This window comes from Paraburkholderia pallida (assembly GCF_004524855.1).
In the GTDB taxonomy this organism is placed as follows: domain Bacteria; phylum Pseudomonadota; class Gammaproteobacteria; order Burkholderiales; family Burkholderiaceae; genus Paraburkholderia; species Paraburkholderia oxyphila.
The window spans coordinates 288,129-305,101 of record NZ_CP038151.1; the positions used below are offsets into that span (position 1 = coordinate 288,129).

At 63.5% G+C, this 16,973-nt stretch carries 16 protein-coding genes; 11 read left to right on the forward strand and 5 right to left on the reverse strand.

The annotated features are described in order from the left end of the window. The first annotated feature begins 105 nt into the window (after positions 1-105). The gene (locus E1956_RS36225) at positions 106-1,278 is read left to right on the forward strand and encodes an MFS transporter (protein WP_134758190.1); all 1,173 of its coding nucleotides are present in this window, start codon (positions 106-108) and stop codon (positions 1,276-1,278) included. A gap of 365 nt (positions 1,279-1,643) precedes the next feature. Here the strand turns inward: E1956_RS36225 and E1956_RS46420 are convergent, their stop codons facing one another. Both E1956_RS46420 and E1956_RS36230 read right to left on the reverse strand, forming a co-directional pair. Then, positions 1,644-1,790: a hypothetical protein gene (locus E1956_RS46420; RefSeq protein WP_167760240.1), complete on the reverse strand. Its 147-nt coding sequence runs from the start codon at positions 1,788-1,790 to the stop codon at positions 1,644-1,646. A gap of 293 nt (positions 1,791-2,083) precedes the next feature. Next, positions 2,084-2,683 carry a nuclear transport factor 2 family protein gene (locus E1956_RS36230; RefSeq protein WP_134758191.1) on the reverse strand — a complete coding sequence of 200 codons (600 nt, stop codon included), beginning with the start codon at positions 2,681-2,683 and terminating at the stop codon, positions 2,084-2,086. Positions 2,684-2,805: 122 nt separating this feature from the next. Here E1956_RS36230 and E1956_RS36235 point away from each other — a divergent pair, with 122 nt between their 5' ends. Next, the gene (locus tag E1956_RS36235) at positions 2,806-3,348 is read left to right on the forward strand and encodes a MarR family winged helix-turn-helix transcriptional regulator (RefSeq protein WP_134758192.1); all 543 of its coding nucleotides are present in this window, start codon (positions 2,806-2,808) and stop codon (positions 3,346-3,348) included. Between the two features lie 79 nt (positions 3,349-3,427). On the opposite strand, the gene E1956_RS36240 is transcribed toward E1956_RS36235, so the two are convergent. Next, complete coding sequence (locus E1956_RS36240; protein ID WP_134758193.1) at positions 3,428-4,651, reverse strand: IscS subfamily cysteine desulfurase; 1,224 nt, start codon at positions 4,649-4,651, stop codon at positions 3,428-3,430. Between the two features lie 260 nt (positions 4,652-4,911). Between E1956_RS36240 and E1956_RS36245 the strand changes: the two genes are divergently transcribed. The 4 genes from E1956_RS36245 (at position 4,912) to E1956_RS36260 (ending at position 8,958) form a co-directional block, all read left to right on the forward strand. Beyond that, the gene (locus E1956_RS36245) at positions 4,912-5,442 is read left to right on the forward strand and encodes a flavin reductase family protein (RefSeq protein WP_134758194.1); all 531 of its coding nucleotides are present in this window, start codon (positions 4,912-4,914) and stop codon (positions 5,440-5,442) included. A 31-nt stretch (positions 5,443-5,473) separates the two neighbouring features. Then, positions 5,474-6,955 (forward strand): 4-hydroxyphenylacetate 3-hydroxylase family protein, encoded by a 1,482-nt coding sequence (locus E1956_RS36250; protein ID WP_134758195.1) that lies wholly within the window; start codon positions 5,474-5,476, stop codon positions 6,953-6,955. A gap of 41 nt (positions 6,956-6,996) precedes the next feature. Then, positions 6,997-7,383 (forward strand): cupin domain-containing protein, encoded by a 387-nt coding sequence (locus E1956_RS36255; protein WP_134758196.1) that lies wholly within the window; start codon positions 6,997-6,999, stop codon positions 7,381-7,383. A gap of 882 nt (positions 7,384-8,265) precedes the next feature. Next, positions 8,266-8,958 carry a DUF2848 domain-containing protein gene (locus E1956_RS36260; protein ID WP_134758197.1) on the forward strand — a complete coding sequence of 231 codons (693 nt, stop codon included), beginning with the start codon at positions 8,266-8,268 and terminating at the stop codon, positions 8,956-8,958. Between the two features lie 55 nt (positions 8,959-9,013). Here the strand turns inward: E1956_RS36260 and E1956_RS36265 are convergent, their stop codons facing one another. Then, positions 9,014-9,760 carry a FadR/GntR family transcriptional regulator gene (locus tag E1956_RS36265; protein WP_167760241.1) on the reverse strand — a complete coding sequence of 249 codons (747 nt, stop codon included), beginning with the start codon at positions 9,758-9,760 and terminating at the stop codon, positions 9,014-9,016. A gap of 165 nt (positions 9,761-9,925) precedes the next feature. Further along, a complete protein-coding gene (locus tag E1956_RS36270; RefSeq protein WP_134758199.1) occupies positions 9,926-10,885 on the reverse strand; it encodes a PDR/VanB family oxidoreductase in 960 nt (319 codons plus the stop codon). A 258-nt stretch (positions 10,886-11,143) separates the two neighbouring features. Here E1956_RS36270 and E1956_RS36275 point away from each other — a divergent pair, with 258 nt between their 5' ends. The 5 genes from E1956_RS36275 to E1956_RS36295 all read left to right on the forward strand — a co-directional run bounded on the left by E1956_RS36275 (position 11,144) and on the right by E1956_RS36295 (position 16,945). After that, positions 11,144-12,403: an aromatic ring-hydroxylating dioxygenase subunit alpha gene (locus E1956_RS36275; protein ID WP_134758200.1), complete on the forward strand. Its 1,260-nt coding sequence runs from the start codon at positions 11,144-11,146 to the stop codon at positions 12,401-12,403. 62 nt (positions 12,404-12,465) lie between these two features. Then, on the forward strand, positions 12,466-13,914 hold the full coding sequence (locus E1956_RS36280) for an NAD-dependent succinate-semialdehyde dehydrogenase (protein ID WP_134758201.1): 1,449 nt from the start codon (positions 12,466-12,468) through the stop codon (positions 13,912-13,914). A 93-nt stretch (positions 13,915-14,007) separates the two neighbouring features. Next, the gene (locus tag E1956_RS36285) at positions 14,008-14,859 is read left to right on the forward strand and encodes a FadR/GntR family transcriptional regulator (RefSeq protein WP_134758202.1); all 852 of its coding nucleotides are present in this window, start codon (positions 14,008-14,010) and stop codon (positions 14,857-14,859) included. Next, entirely contained in the window at positions 14,856-15,884 is a 1,029-nt protein-coding gene (locus E1956_RS36290) for an amidohydrolase family protein (protein WP_134758203.1), read from the forward strand. Before E1956_RS36285 ends, E1956_RS36290 begins: the two co-directional genes overlap by 4 nt. A gap of 44 nt (positions 15,885-15,928) precedes the next feature. Beyond that, on the forward strand, positions 15,929-16,945 hold the full coding sequence (locus E1956_RS36295) for a DODA-type extradiol aromatic ring-opening family dioxygenase (protein WP_134758204.1): 1,017 nt from the start codon (positions 15,929-15,931) through the stop codon (positions 16,943-16,945). Positions 16,946-16,973: the final 28 nt, after the last annotated feature.

Sequence of the window (16,973 nt, forward strand, 5' to 3'; positions counted from 1 at the left end):
GTCAAGACGAAGGTGCTTTCGAAGTAACGCGCGCGGCGCAGCGCTGCGCGCGTGTAGAGGAGACGGTCGGGGCCACAGTGCTCTGGCTCGAGACAGGATGGTGCAATGAATAAGGAAAACGGCACACGACGATCGCAGTCTGCGTTCGTCGCGGCAATGGTGGCCCTCGGCGTGTTCTCGCCGACGGTGTTCATGGGGCTGCCCGCGGTGGTTGGACAGGTCGCTCAGCATTGGGCCTTCGGCGAGGCGACACTGGGCATCGCGGTCTTCGCCGAAGTGTTCGGCATGTCGTGCGGCGCGCTGCTCGTGGCGTTCGTGCTGGGACGCCAGCCGGTTCGGCGCGTGCTTGTTGCCGCCGCGATGCTGGCGGCAGCCGCGAATCTCGCGACGCTCGGCGTGCACGGGTTTGTTGCGTTTGCGCTCTTGCGCTGCGTGGCGGGCGTGGGATCGGGGGCGCTCAATGGCATTGCGATGCGATATCTCTCGTACACGAGCACGCCCGAGCGGCATCTCGGCATGCTGGTGATGGGGCAAGTGCTTTGGGGCATGGCGTTGCTTGCGTTCGTGATTCCGTCGTTGGGCGCCGCATGGGGCGCGGCTGGCGTCTTCACGTTTGTGGCTGCGCTTTCCGTGCCGTTCACTTGCGTCGCAGGGCGGTTCGAGCGTGGCGAGACGCTGTCGACGCCGCAACAGAGAGCGGCAGGGCGCGTTGACAAGGGTGGCGCGCTGCTCTCGCTCGTAGCGCTGTTTGCGTTGTATGGCGGCGTGGGGGTCGTGTGGACTTTCCTGGAGAAAATTGGCGCCGATGCGGGATTGCGCGGTTCGTATATTTCCATCGTGCTGGCGGCCGCCAATCTCGTGAGTCTTGTTGCTTGCTGGTTTATGCCGAAGGTTGGCGTAGGGGGCGGCTTGCGGCGCTGGACGCTGTTCAATCTCACGGGGTGTGTGGTTGCTGCGGCTTCCCTCGCGTTGCCGCCTTCGCCGCTGTCGTTCGCGCTTGGCTCGGTCGTGTTCATCGTTTGCTGGACCGGTGGTGCGCTGCTGATCTTTGCTACGATCCCTCAGTATGATCTTGTGGGGCGTTTTGCTGCGCTTTCGCCGGGATTTCTTGCGCTTGGATTTGGGGTGGGGTCGATCGCCGGGGGCGAGTTGATGGAGGCTTCGGGTACGCGTGCCGCTTTGGAAGTCGCTATTGTGCTTTGCATGCTTTCGCTCGTGTTCTATGCGAGGTTGCGGCCTTTGGATGACGAGCGTGCGCTCGTGGCTCACTGGGAGTGAAGTTGAGCGTGCCGCGCACGCTTGGGAATTGATTTGTTGCGGTGCTTTATGGCGTTGCGACTTAACTTGTATTCGCGGCGGGCCGCGGGCGTTGCCCCTGTGCGGGGCGGCACCTACTTTTCTTTGCCGCGGCAAAGAAAAGTAGGCAAAAGAAAGCCGCTCAAACCGCCAGTGTGACGCAGTCCACCACTGCCCTGTATATCGGAGCGGCTCCGGGGCGTCTGTCGCCACGCGGCATATAGCGGAGTGACTAAGGGCTCATTCATCCGGCGGCGCTCCGCGCGCCGTGGGGTATAACCAAAACCATTGGGATATACGCGTATTCGTGGAACTCCAGCGTATTCATAGGGAAGCACTCTCGCGTATCAGTAGGACTCCAGCATATTCGCCAGGAACCATTTCTGCGCAATCGCCAATTTGCCCGGCAGAACTTCGCGCATTCGCCACGCAGCCCGCCCGGTTTTCCATGCAGACCTTCGCTCATTCGCCAGGCAACCCACTTGGTTTTCCATGCAGACCCTTCCGCCCGCGCGTAGCGCGTGGCGGGAAGAATGAGCCCTTTGTCACTAAGGCGGAGTGTGCGAGGCGACGGATGCCCCGGAGCCGCTCCGATAAGAAGGGCAGTGGGGGACTGCGTCACACTGGCGGTTTAAGCCGCTTTCTTTTGCCTACTTTTCTTTGCGGCTGCAAAGAAAAGTAGGTGCCGCCCCGCACAGGGGCAACGCCTGCGGCCCGCCGCGAATACAAGTTAAGGCCAACGCGCGGAGCGCAACGCAATAACCAACGAATCAAAATTTCAAAATACTCACATATCGTTGAGCAAGAAATCGCTCTCCGAAGGCCGCTCAAACAGCGCGGCGAATTCCGCATGGGGAAAGGCCCCAGCAAACGCCTGCACACCGCGCATCAACATCTCAGGCGGCAGCCACGGATAACCCAGCAATTCCTGCAAAGCGCTCAGCTTGACCGACCCCGCATCCCCGATCGAATCCATACGTTCGATATGAATATGCAGCGCGACGATCCTGTCCACACCTCCGGCCGAGCGGCCAATTCTCCACCGATACGCGCCCTTACCAAGCCGAAGCGCTTCAGTCTCCTTCTCTCTCATCACGACGAGCCAAGGCATAACACAGACGCCGTCTGCATCCACCACAGGTTCGTCGCACACATAATAAGTGCGACACCGATCGAACCGCTCACCGAAATCAGCCACCAGCGTCTTCGCAATCGCAGTCGCGCCACTCACGCTACGCGGAAAATCGATCTCATCGGTTGCAATCGAAAACGTCAACGCCGCGTCATCGGCGAAACAATCGGCAATCAACTCGGGCCGGTTCTGGTCCTTCGCATGCAAATAGCCTTCCAGCAAAGTCTGCACGGTTGAGGTGGGCAGTGAGGTCATGTCATGAATCCAGGGCTTGGGCGCCCACAAGTATGCACCACGCTGGTGCGGGAGGGGCCTGCCTTTGCGCTATAATTAGGTCGCAAAGGTAACCACGTAAGCAGTCGGGGAGTAAGAGCGACATGGCAAAGCAGCACGATCAGTCCGTATTGACGATTACCAACCCCGCCTGCCTCGTCGACGGCAGCGACCGGGAATTTCGCCATCTGATCAACGGGCTGCTGCCGTTCGCGGCGCGCCTGCTGTCGATCCGCGACGGATTCGGCGCGCTGGTCGGCCTGACCGGCATTCAGTATTCCTTGCTCGTCTCCATCTCTCATTTGTCGGACGACGAGGTCGTGACCGTCAACCGGCTCGCCGACCATCTACACCTGAGCGGCGCGTTCGTCACGCTCGAAACCGGCAAGCTCAAGAAGCTCGGCCTGATCGACAAGCGCTCGGATCCCGACGACAAGCGCAAGATGCGTTTGACGGTCACGACGGCCGGCTGGAAATCGCTGCGCGAGCTGGCGGAGAATCAGCAGACCATCAACAACGTCCTCTTCGAAGGCGTGACGAAGACCGAATTCAAGGCGCTGTGCTCGGTTGTCGACCGGCTGGTGGGCAACGGCGACCGCGCAACGCTCGACCTGACGCATATGATCGCTCGCCAGCAAAAGCCCTGAGCGAGCTTCCCCGCCCGCAGCAAGCCGGCCATGGCGGCGCACCATCGCGTCTCGCCGCCATGTCTGCCTCAATGCGGGCTCAATGCGCGGCCCACTGAATCGTCGCAAGGTCGACGCCTTCCAGGTGCATGTCCCACAACGGGCTCAGCGCGCGCAGTTTCACCACGGTCTCGCTGACTTGCCTGATCACTTCGTCGACTTCCGCTTCGGTCGTGAACCGGCCCAGCGTAAAGCGTATCGAGCTGTGCGCCAGCTCGTCGCTGCGCCCGAGCGCGCGCAGCACGTACGACGGTTCAAGCGAAGCAGAAGTGCACGCCGACCCCGACGATACCGCTACGCCCTTGATCCCCATGATCAAGGATTCGCCTTCCACGAAGTTGAAGCTCACATTCAGGTTGTGAGGAATGCGCCGGGTGAGGTGCCCGTTCACGTAGACCTCGTCCAGTTTCGTCAGGCCGGCGAGAAGCCGGTCGCGTAGTGCGCCGACTCGCCGGCTTTCCTCTTCCATCTCTTCCTTCGCGAGCCTGAACGCTTCGCCCATGCCGACGATCTGGTGCGTGGGCAGCGTGCCCGAGCGCATGCCGCGTTCGTGGCCGCCGCCATGCATCTGGGCCTCGATGCGCACGCGCGGCTTGCGGCGCACGTAGAGCGCGCCAATGCCCTTGGGGCCGTACAGCTTGTGTGCCGTCACGGTCAGCAGATCGACGCCGAGCGCGTTGACATCGATGGCAATCTTGCCGGCGGCTTGCACCGCATCGCAATGAAAGACGATGCCTCGGGCACGGCACAGCGCGCCAATCTCGGCAATCGGCTGCACGACGCCCGTCTCGTTGTTCACCATCATGACCGATACGAGAACGGTGTCCTCGCGCAGTGCCGCGCGCAGGGTCTCGAAGTCGAGCAGCCCATCCGCGCCCACGTCGAGGTACGTTACGTCAAAGCCCTGCCGCTCCAACTCGCGGCACGTGTCCAGAACCGCCTTGTGCTCGGCTTTCACCGTGACGATATGGCGGCCCTTGCCCTTGTAGAAGTTCGCCGCACCTTTGATCGCGAGGTTGTTGCCCTCCGTTGCGCCGGAGGTCCAGACGATCTCGCGCGAATCGGCGTGCAGCAACTCGGCCACGTGCCTGCGCGCCGTTTCCACGGCTTCCTCCGCGGTCCAGCCATAGCTGTGGCTGCGCGAGGCAGGATTGCCGAAATCTTCGTGAAGGAAGGGCACCATCTTCTCGACCACGCGCCGGTCGACCGGCGTGGTCGCGCTGTAGTCCATGTAGATAGGGCGTGAGTCTGTCTTGGCTTGCATGAATCGTGCTCCCTCGGCGGTATCGTGCTCGGCGAGCGTCAGCTCGCGCAACGAAGTGTAGGCGCACTTTCGTCCGCTTCCGCGAACACCCACTCGGCGAGTAGGGTTGTCTTTTAAACAAAGCTTTCTTGTAGTGGTAAACGCCAACTTGCACGCTGGTCTGGTTTTGACTTTAATAATAGCTATTCAACAAAGCTAAATTAATTCGCTTTGTAGCCGTGAGGAACCGGGGCGCAAGGCGGCGGAACAAGGAGAGCGAAATGGGCAGCACAGCAGCACAGCCTGAAGGGAGCGTCGACGTCCAGCGGCAATTCCGGACGGCTTTGTCGATGTTCGCCACGGGCGTGGCGGTCATTACCGCACCGCGGCAAGAAGGGCATCCGATCGGGATCACGGTGGCCTCGTTCAACTCGGTTTCGCTCGATCCACCGCTGATTTTGTTCTCGGTCGACCGGCGCAGTATGAGCCTCGCCGACCTGTGCAGCGCGCCCAGCTATGCGGTCAACGTGCTCGAAGAGACGCAGCAGGAGATGTCGAACCGCTTCGCAAAGGCAAACGGCGACAAATGGAGCTGGCGCAATGGCGGGGCGAGCGAGCGCGATGCCGCCGTGCTGCTGCCCGATGCGCTCGCGACCTTCGAATGCGAGCCGTATGCACAACACGACGGTGGCGACCACGTGATTTTCGTTGGCCGCGTCACGCGTCATCGGGCGCGCCCTCACGGCCGCCCCCTGATTTTCTTTGGCGGACGCTACCGCTCCCTCGACGCCGTGCAGAGCGCATCGGCCTGAAACCGCAGACGAACTCACCCTGGAGAAGATCGTGATCAAGAATGGAACTCAACATATTGCATCGCTGCGCGACGGGCGCGAGGTGTACCTCAATGGCAAGCCGGTAGGCGACGTGACCTCGCATCCCGCGTTCCGCAATTCCATCCGCAGCTACGCGAATCTCTACGATTTCCAGGCACGCCCGGAAAACGTCGAGAAGATGACCTTCGCGTCTCCCGACACCGGCAGGCGCGTGAGCCGGATCTGGGAACTGCCGGCGTCATACGAGCAACTGGTCGAGCGGCGCGAAGCCCTCGAAGCCTGGACGGAACTCCATTTCGGTTTCATGGGCCGCTCGCCGGACCACGTTGCGTCCTGCCTTGCCGGCATGGTCATGGGCATCGACGTGTTCGAGCAATACGACACGGCGCGTGCCGGCGCGCTACGCGACTACTACAAATATGCGCGCGACAACGATCTGTTCCTGACCTACGTGATCGTCAATCCGCAGGCGAACCAGGCCAAGTCGGCGCACGAGCAGGAAGACAAGTATCTGGCCGTGGGCATTGTGGACCAGGATGCCGAGGGGATCACGGTGCGCGGCGCGAAGATGCTGGCGACGAGCGGCATCATGGCCAACGAAGTGTTCTGCAGTTGCATCCAGCCCTTGCGCCAGGGCGACGAGATGTATGCACTCTCGTTCGCCGTGCCCATGAACGCGAAGGGCATGAAGGTGATGTCGCGCAAGTCGTACGAGGAGCACGCGCCGTCGGTATTCGACAACCCGCTGTCGAGCCGTTACGACGAAAACGACGCGGTGCTGTACTTCGACGATGTCAAGGTGCCCTGGGAGCGCATTTTCATCGCCGGCGACGTTGCGATGTGCGCGAAGCAGTTTCACGCCACGCCGGCGCACGTCTATCAAAACTACCAATGCCAGGTGCGTCTGATGACGAAGCTGCGCTTCCTGGTCGGGCTCGGCCTGAAGATCTCGGAAGTGAACGGCACGAACACTTTCCCGCAGGTTCGCGAGGCGTTGGGCCAGCTCTCGGCGGAAGCCTCCATGGTCGAGGCGTACGTCTATGGGATGGAGGCGAAGGGGACCGTGGTCAACGGCTACTACGTGCCTGATCGCAACATGCTGTACAGCTCGCAGGTCCTGACGCAGCAGCTTTACTCGAAGATCCTCAACACACTGCGCGAGCTTGCGGGCGGCGGGATGATCATGCTGCCGTCGAGCATTCAGGACTTCGAAAATCCCGATCTGCTGCGAATCATCGAAAAGACCCAGAAGTCGCCGGTGTGCAGCTCGGAAGAGCGCGTCAAGTTTTTCAAGCTCGCCTGGGACGCCGTTGGCTCGGAGTTTGCCTCGCGCCACAACCAGTACGAGCTGTTCTACGCCGGTGCGTCGTTCGTGACCAAGGGTCACGCCTATCGAACCTACGACTGGCACCGGGCCACGGGCCTCGTCGACAACATGCTGTCGAGCTATTCGCTCGATCAGGAGCTGGCGAAGGCGCCGCGTGCGGCCTGAGCGCCCATCTATGCAATTCTGATTCCACCAAGGAGAGACACATGGCAATCAACAAACTTCATGACGAGTTTCATGGCCTGGACATGGCAAAGGGCTGGCGGCTTCCCGAGGGCTACGACCCGGATTCGGGCGCGCAGGAGCTGATTCTTTCCGGCGAACTTGATACGGATAACAAGCGCGGGAGCCGCACGCGCCTGCTGCGCCTGCCCGCCGGGCTGTTTACGAAGAAGCCGTTCGTGCACGACTACTGGGAAGAGGTTTTTCTCGTCGAGGGCGACTTGACCGTTGGAAATGACGAGCACGGGCAGGGCGGCAAGCCCTTTGAAGGCTATACCTATGCGGTGCGTCCGCCTGGCGCGTGGCATGGTCCGTTCAGGTCGAACGATGGTTGTGTGCTGCTGGAAATTCACTATTACGATCCGGCTTGATCATGGTGCACGCGCTCGGCGTATTGCGAGCGCGGCTCGTGGAGCGCTGCATCGGTGCCGTTGAGCTTGTGGCATCGTGCCTGGCTCGGATCGAGAACGTCGTAAGGCAAGCTCCTTAAAGCGCTTTTTTTGCGCTCGGCGCCTTGCTGGTTTTGTTGGCCTTAACTTGTTTTCGCGGCGGGCCGCAGGCGTTGCCCCTGTGCGGGGCGGCACCTACTTTTCTTTGCCGCGGCAAAGAAAAGTAGGCAAAAGAAAGCCGCTCACACCGCTAGTGTGACGCAGTCCCCCACTGCCCTGTATGTCGGAGCGGCTCCGGAGCGTCTGTCGCCACGCGGCGTATAGCGGAGTGACTAAGGGCTCATCCATCCGGCGGCGCTGCGCGCGCCATGGGGTATATCCAAAACCGGTGGGATGCACACATTTTTATAGGACTCCAACGTATTCGTTCGACAGCACGCCTGCACGTTCGCCAGGCAGCACGCCTTGCGTTCACCAGGTAGGCCGCGCATTCACTAGATAGGTTGCCCACGCATTCGCCGGGAGTCCCGCCCGGTTTTCCTTGCATACCCTTCCGCCCGCGCGTAGCGCGTGGCGGGAAGGATGAGTCCTTTGTCACTAAGGCGGAGTGTGCGAGGCGACGGATGCCCCGGAGCCGCTCCGATGGACAGGGCAGTGGTGGACGGCGTCACACTGGCGGTTTAAGCCGCTTTCTTTTGCCTACTTTTCTTTGCGGCTGCAAAGAAAAGTAGGTGCCGCCCCGCACAGGGGCAACGCCTGCGGCCCGCCGCGAAAACAAGTTAAGGCCAAAAAAACAGGCAAATCGCTGAAAGCAAAAAAGAAATCACAATTTAAAAACCCTCACCCAGAGAAAGGGAACCCTCCATGAAAACCATCAATTTCAAAATTGAAGAAAACACACCAAAGTACACCAACCGCGCGATAGCGATAAAGAACCTGATCATAGCGGGCTGGACAGGCCGCGACACCATTGCGATGGAAAACCACATCCGCGAGCTCGAAGCGCTAGGCGTAAAACGACCGCCCTACACACCGGTCTTCTACCGCGTCTCGGCAGACCGCATCACCACGACCCCATGCATCCAGGTAACCGGGGAAGAAAGCAGCGGCGAAGCAGAATTCATGCTAGTGAGAGAAGGCGGCGAGACCTACATCGGCATAGCCTCTGACCACACCGACCGCCAGGTGGAGACCTACGGAATCACCGTATCCAAGCAAATGTGCGAAAAGCCCTGCGCGGATACACTATGGCGCCTCGACGACATAACCGACCACTGGGACGCACTACTGCTACGCTCCTACGCGATAATCAACGGCGAGCGCGTGCTCTATCAGGAAGGCAAGGTCACAGCGATGCGCAGTCCTGAAGATCTCCTTGCACAGTTCGCAAGCCGAGGCGGGCAATTCGACGACGGCACCGCAATGCTCTGCGGCACGCTTGCAGCAATCGGCGGAATCCGCGCGGCGCAGGCGTTCGAAATCGTGCTCGAGGACCCGGTGCTCAGACGCACGCTGCGCCACGCCTATTCAATCGAGACGCTGCCGGTCGCAGGCTGAGATCAGATGAAACGCCAAAGCGCGGCGCCGCCTCGACAGCACCGCCGCGCGCGCATTACTCCTCGTCTTCGGACTGCTGCGCGGTGCCCGAGAGCACGCGGGCGCGAATCACCTTGACGCGTTGCTGCATGATCTCGCGCGCCTTTTCACCATCACGCGCCTCGATGGCGTTCAACACCTGCTTATGCGAGCGAATCACGCGCGTGGCGATGGTGTTCGTCGTGTTCGGCGCGAGCAGCGGCTGCAGCACGAATCGCAGCGCACGGAACTGCGCGAGCAGCACCCGGTTGTGCGACGCCTCGACGATGGCCTCGTGAAAGCGCAGCGAGGCATTCGTGAAGCCCTGCGGGTCGTCGCGCAGCTTGTCCAGCTCGGCCAGGATGCCGCGCAGCTTGGCGAAATCGTCGTCGGTGGCGTTTTGCGCCGCCAGCTCGGCGGACGTCACCTCAATGGCCATCTGCGCATCGAAGATTTCTTCTCCGCTCACGCCAATCAGATGCAGCTGGATCGCAAGCGCATCGGCAAATCGCTCCGGGTTGCCTTGCGCGATCCACGCGCCGCCCTTGGCGCCCATGCGGATCTGCACGATGCCCACCGCTTCGAGCGTGCGCAATGCGTCGCGCGCGGCCATGCGGCTCACATTGAATTGCGTCGACAGCGAGGTTTCGCTGCCGAGAAAATCACCGGTCTTCAGCTGCCCGGAAAACACGGCCGCCCGCACCTGCGAGACGATGCGCCATGACAAGGTTTCCGTCTGCACCGGCTCCCACAGCGGCGCCCCCTCGACGTTGCCTTTTTTCAATTCGGATCTCCACGGCCTTGACGTTATGACGGTGACCGGCCACCGCCAATGCATGCAAGCATGAACGGGGCCGGAATAGCTTGCGCGATGTTAGCACAAGCTTCGAACCATCATAAAGTTATACAGTTTGCATCGTGGATGCCATAACCGCCAACGCATGGCGGGTCATAGATCGAGCACGAGGGACGCGCTCTTGCTGCCCGAGCAGCAGATCATCATCGACCGGTTGGCCTCGCGTTCGGCCTTCGTGAGCACCATGTCGCGATGCTCGGGCACGCCCTCCACGATGCGCGTCTCGCACGCGCCGCACACGCCCTGCGAGCACGAGTAGTTCACGTCCACGCCCGCCGCGAGCAGCGCATCCAGAATGGTCTTGCCCGCCTCTACGGCAATCGTGCGGTCGGTGCGCGCAAGGCGCACGGTAAAGCCGCCATTGGCGGCCGGCGCTTCCTGCGCGGCGAAGTATTCGACGTGAAAGCGCGTGGCATCTTCGAGCGGCGCGGCGGCCGCTTCGAAGGCGTTCAGCATCGCGGCCGGCCCGCAACAATAGAAGTGCGTGGCGCGGTCGTGCCGGAGCAGCAGCGCCGCAAGGTCCAGGCGCGCGCCGCCGGGCACGCCGTCGTGATGGAACTGCACGCGCGAGCCATATTCGCGCAGGGTGTCGGCAAACGCCGTGGCTTCGGGCGTGCGCGTGCAGTAGTGCAGCTCCCAGGAGCGCCCGAGTGCGTCGAGCCGCCGGATCATGCTCATGATCGGCGTGATGCCAATCCCGCCCGCAATGAAGACGGTATGCGGCGCCGCTTCGAAGAGCGGGAAGTTGTTCTGCGGTGCGCCGATCGTCAGCGTCATGCCCACCCGCAATGCGTCGTGCACGCAACTCGATCCGCCGCGGCTGGCGGGGTCGCGATTCACCCCCACGACATAGCGGTGCGTCTCGCGCGCGTCGTTGCACAGCGAGTAGCTGCGCACGAGGCCGTTGGGCAGGTGCAGATCGATATGCGAGCCCGCCGTGAAGGGCGGCAGCGCCGCGCCGTCCCCTGCCTCGAATTCGTATGTATTGATGGCCGCCGCCTCGTGGCGGATGGTCCGAAGCCGGACCGCTAGCGTTTGCCTGACCTGCTTCATCGTGCTGTTTCCTCGATCGTCCGCCGTCGCCGGCGCGAGTTCTTGTTGCGTTTCGGTATAACTATAATATATATTAAGTAAAACGACATCGGCAAGCGCGCCAGGTATCGGTCCATCAAGAAAGATACTTCTCTAATGTTCAATATGTATTATCATTAGGTCGATCGGAAGGGCAGGACCGATCGGGCGGTGCAGAACAACCGGATGGCCTTCGATGTACAGCTTCGGCCGAGCCGGAAACAATGGAGACTTGAAATCATGCTGTCCCAAGAGAAGAACGAGCTGTTGACGAAGGTCGGTCCGGGCGAGCCCATGGGCGAACTGCTGCGCCGCTACTGGATGCCGGTTGCCGGGGTGAGCGAGTTCGACGAGGTCGCCGTGAAGCCGGTGCGCCTGCTAGGCGAGGACCTCGTGCTGTACAAGGACCTGAGCGGCAACTACGGTCTCGTCGACCGCCAGTGCCCGCATCGGCGCGCCGATCTCGCGTACGGCTTCGTCGAGAAATGCGGCCTGCGCTGCAACTATCACGGCTGGCTCTACAACGAATCGGGCAAATGCACCGAGCAGCCGTACGAAGACGTCGCGAATCCCCAGGTGAAGCTCAAGGAGCGCGTGAAGATCAAGGCCTATCCGGTGGCGGAGAAGGCCGGCATCCTGTGGGCGTATCTCGGGCCGCAGCCCGCGCCGCTCGTGCCGAACTGGGAGCCGTTCTCGTGGAAGAACGGTTTCGTCCAGATCGTGATTTCCGAAGTGCCGTGCAACTGGCTGCAATGCCAGGAGAATTCGATCGATCCCATCCACTTCGAATGGATGCACAACAACTGGACCACGCGCCTGAATGGCGAGACGGGACCGTATTCGGCTGCGCACCGGCAGCTCGATTTCGAGGAGTTCGACTACGGCTTCGTCTACAAGCGCCTGCGCGGCGACGCCGACGAGAACGATCCGTTGTGGTCGGTCGGCCGCGTGTGCCTGTGGCCGAACGCGTTCTTTCTGGGTGAGCATTTCGAATGGCGCGTGCCGGTCGACGACTTCCGCACGCTGAGCGTGACGTGGGCCTTCACGCGCGTGCCGAAGGAAAGCGAGCCTTATGTGCAGAAGCACATCCCGACCTGGCACGGTCCCGTCACCGATCCCCAGACGGGCCGCTGGATCACGAGCCATGTGATGAATCAGGACTTCGTCGCGTGGGCGGGGCAGGGCGTGATCGCCGACCGCACAAAGGAGAACCTGGGTGCGAGCGACCGTGGCATCGTCATGCTGCGGCGCCGCTTCCTCGAGGAGCTCGATGTGATCGCGAGCGGCGGCGAGCCCAAGGGCACGATCCGCGATCCGCGCCTCAACGAGTGCGTCGAGCTGCCGATCGCCGCCCGTGCGACCTTCGTCGAAGGCATGACGCGCGCCGAATTCGCGCGTCACCCGCTGTGGCGCCACCATCTCCAGGACTTCCGCTTCCAGGCCGGGCAGCCAGAGAGCGTGCGCAACGCTTTTCTCGAAGCGATGGGCATTGGAGAATGAGGGCTGCAGCGCGGCATGAAGGACCGCGCCGGCGAGCGACATCAGAACGATTGGAGACGCAGATGCAACCGAGAAGCTACGATTTCCCGACGGGCCTGTTCATCAACGGCGAATGGCGCTGCGAAGGGCGCGATACCCAGCCTGTCGTCAACCCGGCGAACGAGCAGGTGATCGGCCATGTGCCGCTCGCCACCCAGGCCGATCTCGACGACGCCCTTGCCGCCGCCGCGGCCGGCTTCGCCACATGGTCGCGCATGAGCGCAGCCGCGCGCGCCGCCATCATCGAAAAAGCCGCCGCGCTGATGCACGAGCGCGCCGAGCTGATCGGCACGCTCATGAGCTTCGAGCACGGCAAGCTGCTGGCCGACGGGTTGCAGGAAGCGCACAGCTCCGCGGACATCGTGAAGTGGTTCGCCGAGGAAGGGCGCCGCGCCTATGGCCGCATCGTGCCGGGACCGCTCGCGAATTCGCGCCAGCTCGTCATGAAAGTGCCGGTCGGCCCCGTTGCCGCGTTCACGCCCTGGAACTTCCCGGTGCGCATTCCGGCGCGCACGGTGGCGGCGGCGCTCGCGGCAGGCTGCTCGGTGGTGCTGAAGGCGGCGGAGGAAACGCCCGCCTGCACGGCCGCCATGGTGCGCTGCTTTCAGGACGCGGGCTTGCCGCCGGGCGTGCTCAATCTCGTCTTTGGCGTGCCGGCGCAGGTGTCGGAGCATCTGATTACCTCGGACGTCATCAAGGCCGTGGCCTTCACGGGGTCGATTCCCGTGGGCAAGCATCTCGCGGGTCTCGCGGCGGCCAACGGGCTCAAGAAGCTCGTGATGGAGCTGGGCGGCCACGCGCCCGTGATCGTCTGCGACGACGCCGACGTCGAGCGCGTCGCCACTATGCTCGCGAAGGCGAAGTTCCGCCAGGCCGGCCAGGCCTGCATCTCGCCCACGCGCTTCTATATCCAGGAGGCCGTGTACGAGGCGTTCGTCGAGCGTTTCGTGCAGGTGGCATCGGGGCTGCGCCTGGGCTCTGCGTTCGAAGTCGATGTGGATGCGAGCCCGATGGCCAATGCACGCAGGCTCGCCGCCGCCGATGCGTTCGTCAAGGACGCGCTCGAGCACGGCGCGCGGCTCGCGCTCGGCGGCCACCGGCTCGAGCGGCCCGGGTACTTCTACGCGCCCACGGTGCTCGTGGACGTGCCGGAAACGGCCCGCATCATGAACGAGGAGCCGTTCGGGCCGGTCGTGCCGTTCAGCTCGTTCAAGACCGTCGAGGAAGTGCTCGCGCGCGCCAACCGCCTGAACTACGGCCTCGCGGCCTACGCGTTCACGGGCTCCGACCGGCGCGCGCTGGAGCTTTCGAACGGGCTGGAGGCCGGCATGATCGGCATTAACAGCATGCTGGTGTCGGGGCCGGAAGTGCCGTTCGGCGGCGTCAAGGAAAGCGGCATCGGCTCGGAGAACGGCGTGGAAGGGCTGCAGGCCTATCTCGTCACGAAGTTCGTGCAGCAGGCCGTGTCCTGATAGGACGATGAGACGGCGGCGGGACGGCACCTGAGCGCGCCGTCTCGCTGCGCCGAGTGCGACGAGAACCACGCAAACTATTTCGGATACCTGATGAACCACGACAAGGCATCTGGCGAACACGCCCGGCTCGCGCCGGCGCTCTGGGAGTCCGTGCAGACGGAGAAGCTCTCGTGGCGCATCGCGGCGCAGGTGCGTGCGGCGCTGTTCTCGAATCAGGTGCGGGCCGGCGACTTTCTCGGCAGCGAGGCGTCGCTCGCCCAGCAGTTCCAGGTGAGCCGCACGGCGGCGCGCGACGCGTTGCGCACGCTCGAGGCGGTCGGCATCGTCGAGATCCGCATGGGGGCGAAGGGCGGCGCGTGGATTGCCAGCGCGAACCCCGAGCGCTTCGCCGACGCGCTCTCGATCCAGTTGAGCCTGATTGGCGCCAGCGCGCTGGAGGTGTTCGACGCGCAGATGGCGATTGAAGTGCTCGCGGCGGAAAAGGCGGCTCAGCGCCTGCTGCCGGAGCATCGCGCGGCGCTGGCCGCCGCGCTGCAGGCCGTGAAGGACGCGCGCGGCCCGCTCACGGGGTTCACGGATGCCTCGCTGCACTTTCACGAGGCGCTGGTCGAGGCGTCGGGCAATCGCGTGCTGCTGGCGCAATTCAAGGCGCTGCGCTTCGTGCTCACGCCGCTGCTCGCGATCTACACGAGCGCCGATACGGCGGTGCGCGTAGTAGCTTCGCACACACGGCTGTTCGACGCCATTTGCCGCGGCGACGCGGCTCTCGCACGCCGCCTGATGCAGGAGCGCATCCGCATCGTGCGCGCGAGCTTCATTCCGGCATGGCTCGCCGAGCCGGCCTTGCACCGGGCCAGCGCCGACACGGCACGCCCCGAAGGCCGTCCCCTCGAGGGGCGGCGGCGGCCCGAATTCACTCACAACACTACGGAGACACGATGATCATCGACGCCCACGCGCACGTTACCGCGCCGGATTCCCTCTACGTCTGGAAAGCCGGACTCGTTTCCCATCGCGGCGCGCATGGCCGCGGCAGCGCGAAGGTCAGCGACGACGAAATGCTCGCCGTGCTCAACGCGCCCACCTTCGGCACGCGCTCGCATATCGAGCAATTGCGCGAGATCGGCACCGATCTTCAGCTCATTTCGCCGCGCCCGTACCAGATGATGCACAGCGAGCGGCCCGCGAAGATCGTGCACTGGTTCACCGAGGAAACCAACGACATGATCGCGCAGCAGGCACGCCTGATGCCGCAGACGTTTCGTGGCATCGGTGGCCTGCCGCAGGCGTGGGGCGAGCCGCTCACGCGCTGCCTTCCGGAGCTCGAGCGCTGCGTGAAGGAGCTGGGCATGGTCGGCATGCTGCTCAACAGCGACCCGAGCGAAGGGCTCGCGACCAACGAGGTGCCCGATCTCGGCAGCGAGTACTGGTATCCGCTCTATGAAAAACTCGTCGAGCTCGACGTGGCGGCCTACCTGCATTCGGCGGGCTGCCGCTCGGAGCGTCACAACTACTCGCTGCACTTCATCAACGAGGAGACCATTGCGGTGATGGCGCTCGCGCGCTCGCGTGTGTTCCAGGACTTTCCGAAGCTGAAGATCGTGGTCTCGCACGGCGGCGGCGCGGTGCCTTATCAGTTCGGCCGCTTCCAGGCGCCTTCGCTGCGCCCGGGGCGCGCGAGCGAGCCGTTCCTCGACAGCCTGCGCCGCCTCTATTACGACACGGTGCTGTACTCGGAGGAGGCGCTGCGCCTGCTCATCAAGACCGTGGGCGCCGACCGCTGCATCTTCGGTGCGGAGCGTCCTGGCGTGGGCACGGTGAAGGATCCGCAGACGGGCCGCTGGCTCGACGACACCCGTCCCGTGATCGAAAGCTTCGAGTGGCTGACCGAGGCCGAGAAGCGGCAGATCTTCGAGGGCAACGCGCGCAAGGTGTTCCGGCTCGACGAACCGGCGGCCAGCCGCTGAAGCGCCATGAACGTTCACTACGCAACTGTCGACGAGGCTCTCGCATGGCAACGCTGATCGGCGCAATCGCGACATCCCACGGACCGCTGCTTTCGATGCCGCCTGAGCTCTGGCATCTGCGGGCCGGGGCCGACCGCAAGAATCCGGCGCACTGGTATCGCGGCCGTGCTTACGACTACGGCCAATTGCTCGATGCGCGCGCGCCCGGTTTCGCGGCGCCCGTTGCGCCCGATGCGCAACAGGCGCAATACGAAGCCTGCCAGCGGGCGCTGGATACGCTGGCGGAGCGCTTCGCGGCGCTGCGTCCGGATCTGGTCGTGGTGCTCGGCAACGACCAGCGCGAGGTTTTCAAGGAGGATCTCACGCCCGCCATCACCGTTTTCACGGGCGCGCAGATCGAGAACAAGCCGCTTGGCGAAGCGCAGCGGCTACGCCTGCCACCCGGTGTGGCCGAGGCCGAGGACGGGCATTGCCCGCCGGGCGGCGCGACCTATCCCGGTGCGCCCGAGGCGGCGCTGCAACTTGTGCAGACGCTCGTTGGCGAGCACTTCGACGTGGCCGTCTCCTCGAGGCTGCCCGGCGGCGAGGATCGTCAGCATGGCATTCCGCACGCGTTCGGCTTCGTCTACCGTCGCGTGATGCGCGACGCGCCGCCGCCGTCGATTCCCGTGTTCCTCAACGTGGGCGTGGCGCCGAATCAGCCGCGCGTCGCGCGCTGCCTCGCGTTCGGGCGCGCGCTCGCAAAGGCGATTCGCGCCTTGCCCGAGGACTTGCGCGTGGCCGTGGTCGCGTCGGGCGGCATGAGCCACTTCGTGGTGGACGAGCCGTTCGACCGCCAGGTGCTCGAGGCGCTGGCGAGCGGAAACGAAGCCACGCTGCGCGAGATCCCCGAGTCCTGGTTCAACGGCAATACGGCGGAGATCAAGAGCTGGCTGCCGCTCGCTGGCATCGCGCGGGAGGCCGGTCTGGCGATGACGCTGGTCGACTACGTGGCCTGCTACCGCTCGGAGGCGGGGACCGGATCGGGCATGGCATTCGCGAGCTGGGAAGTGCCACGCTAGCCGCAACCGCATGCAATGGAGAACATGA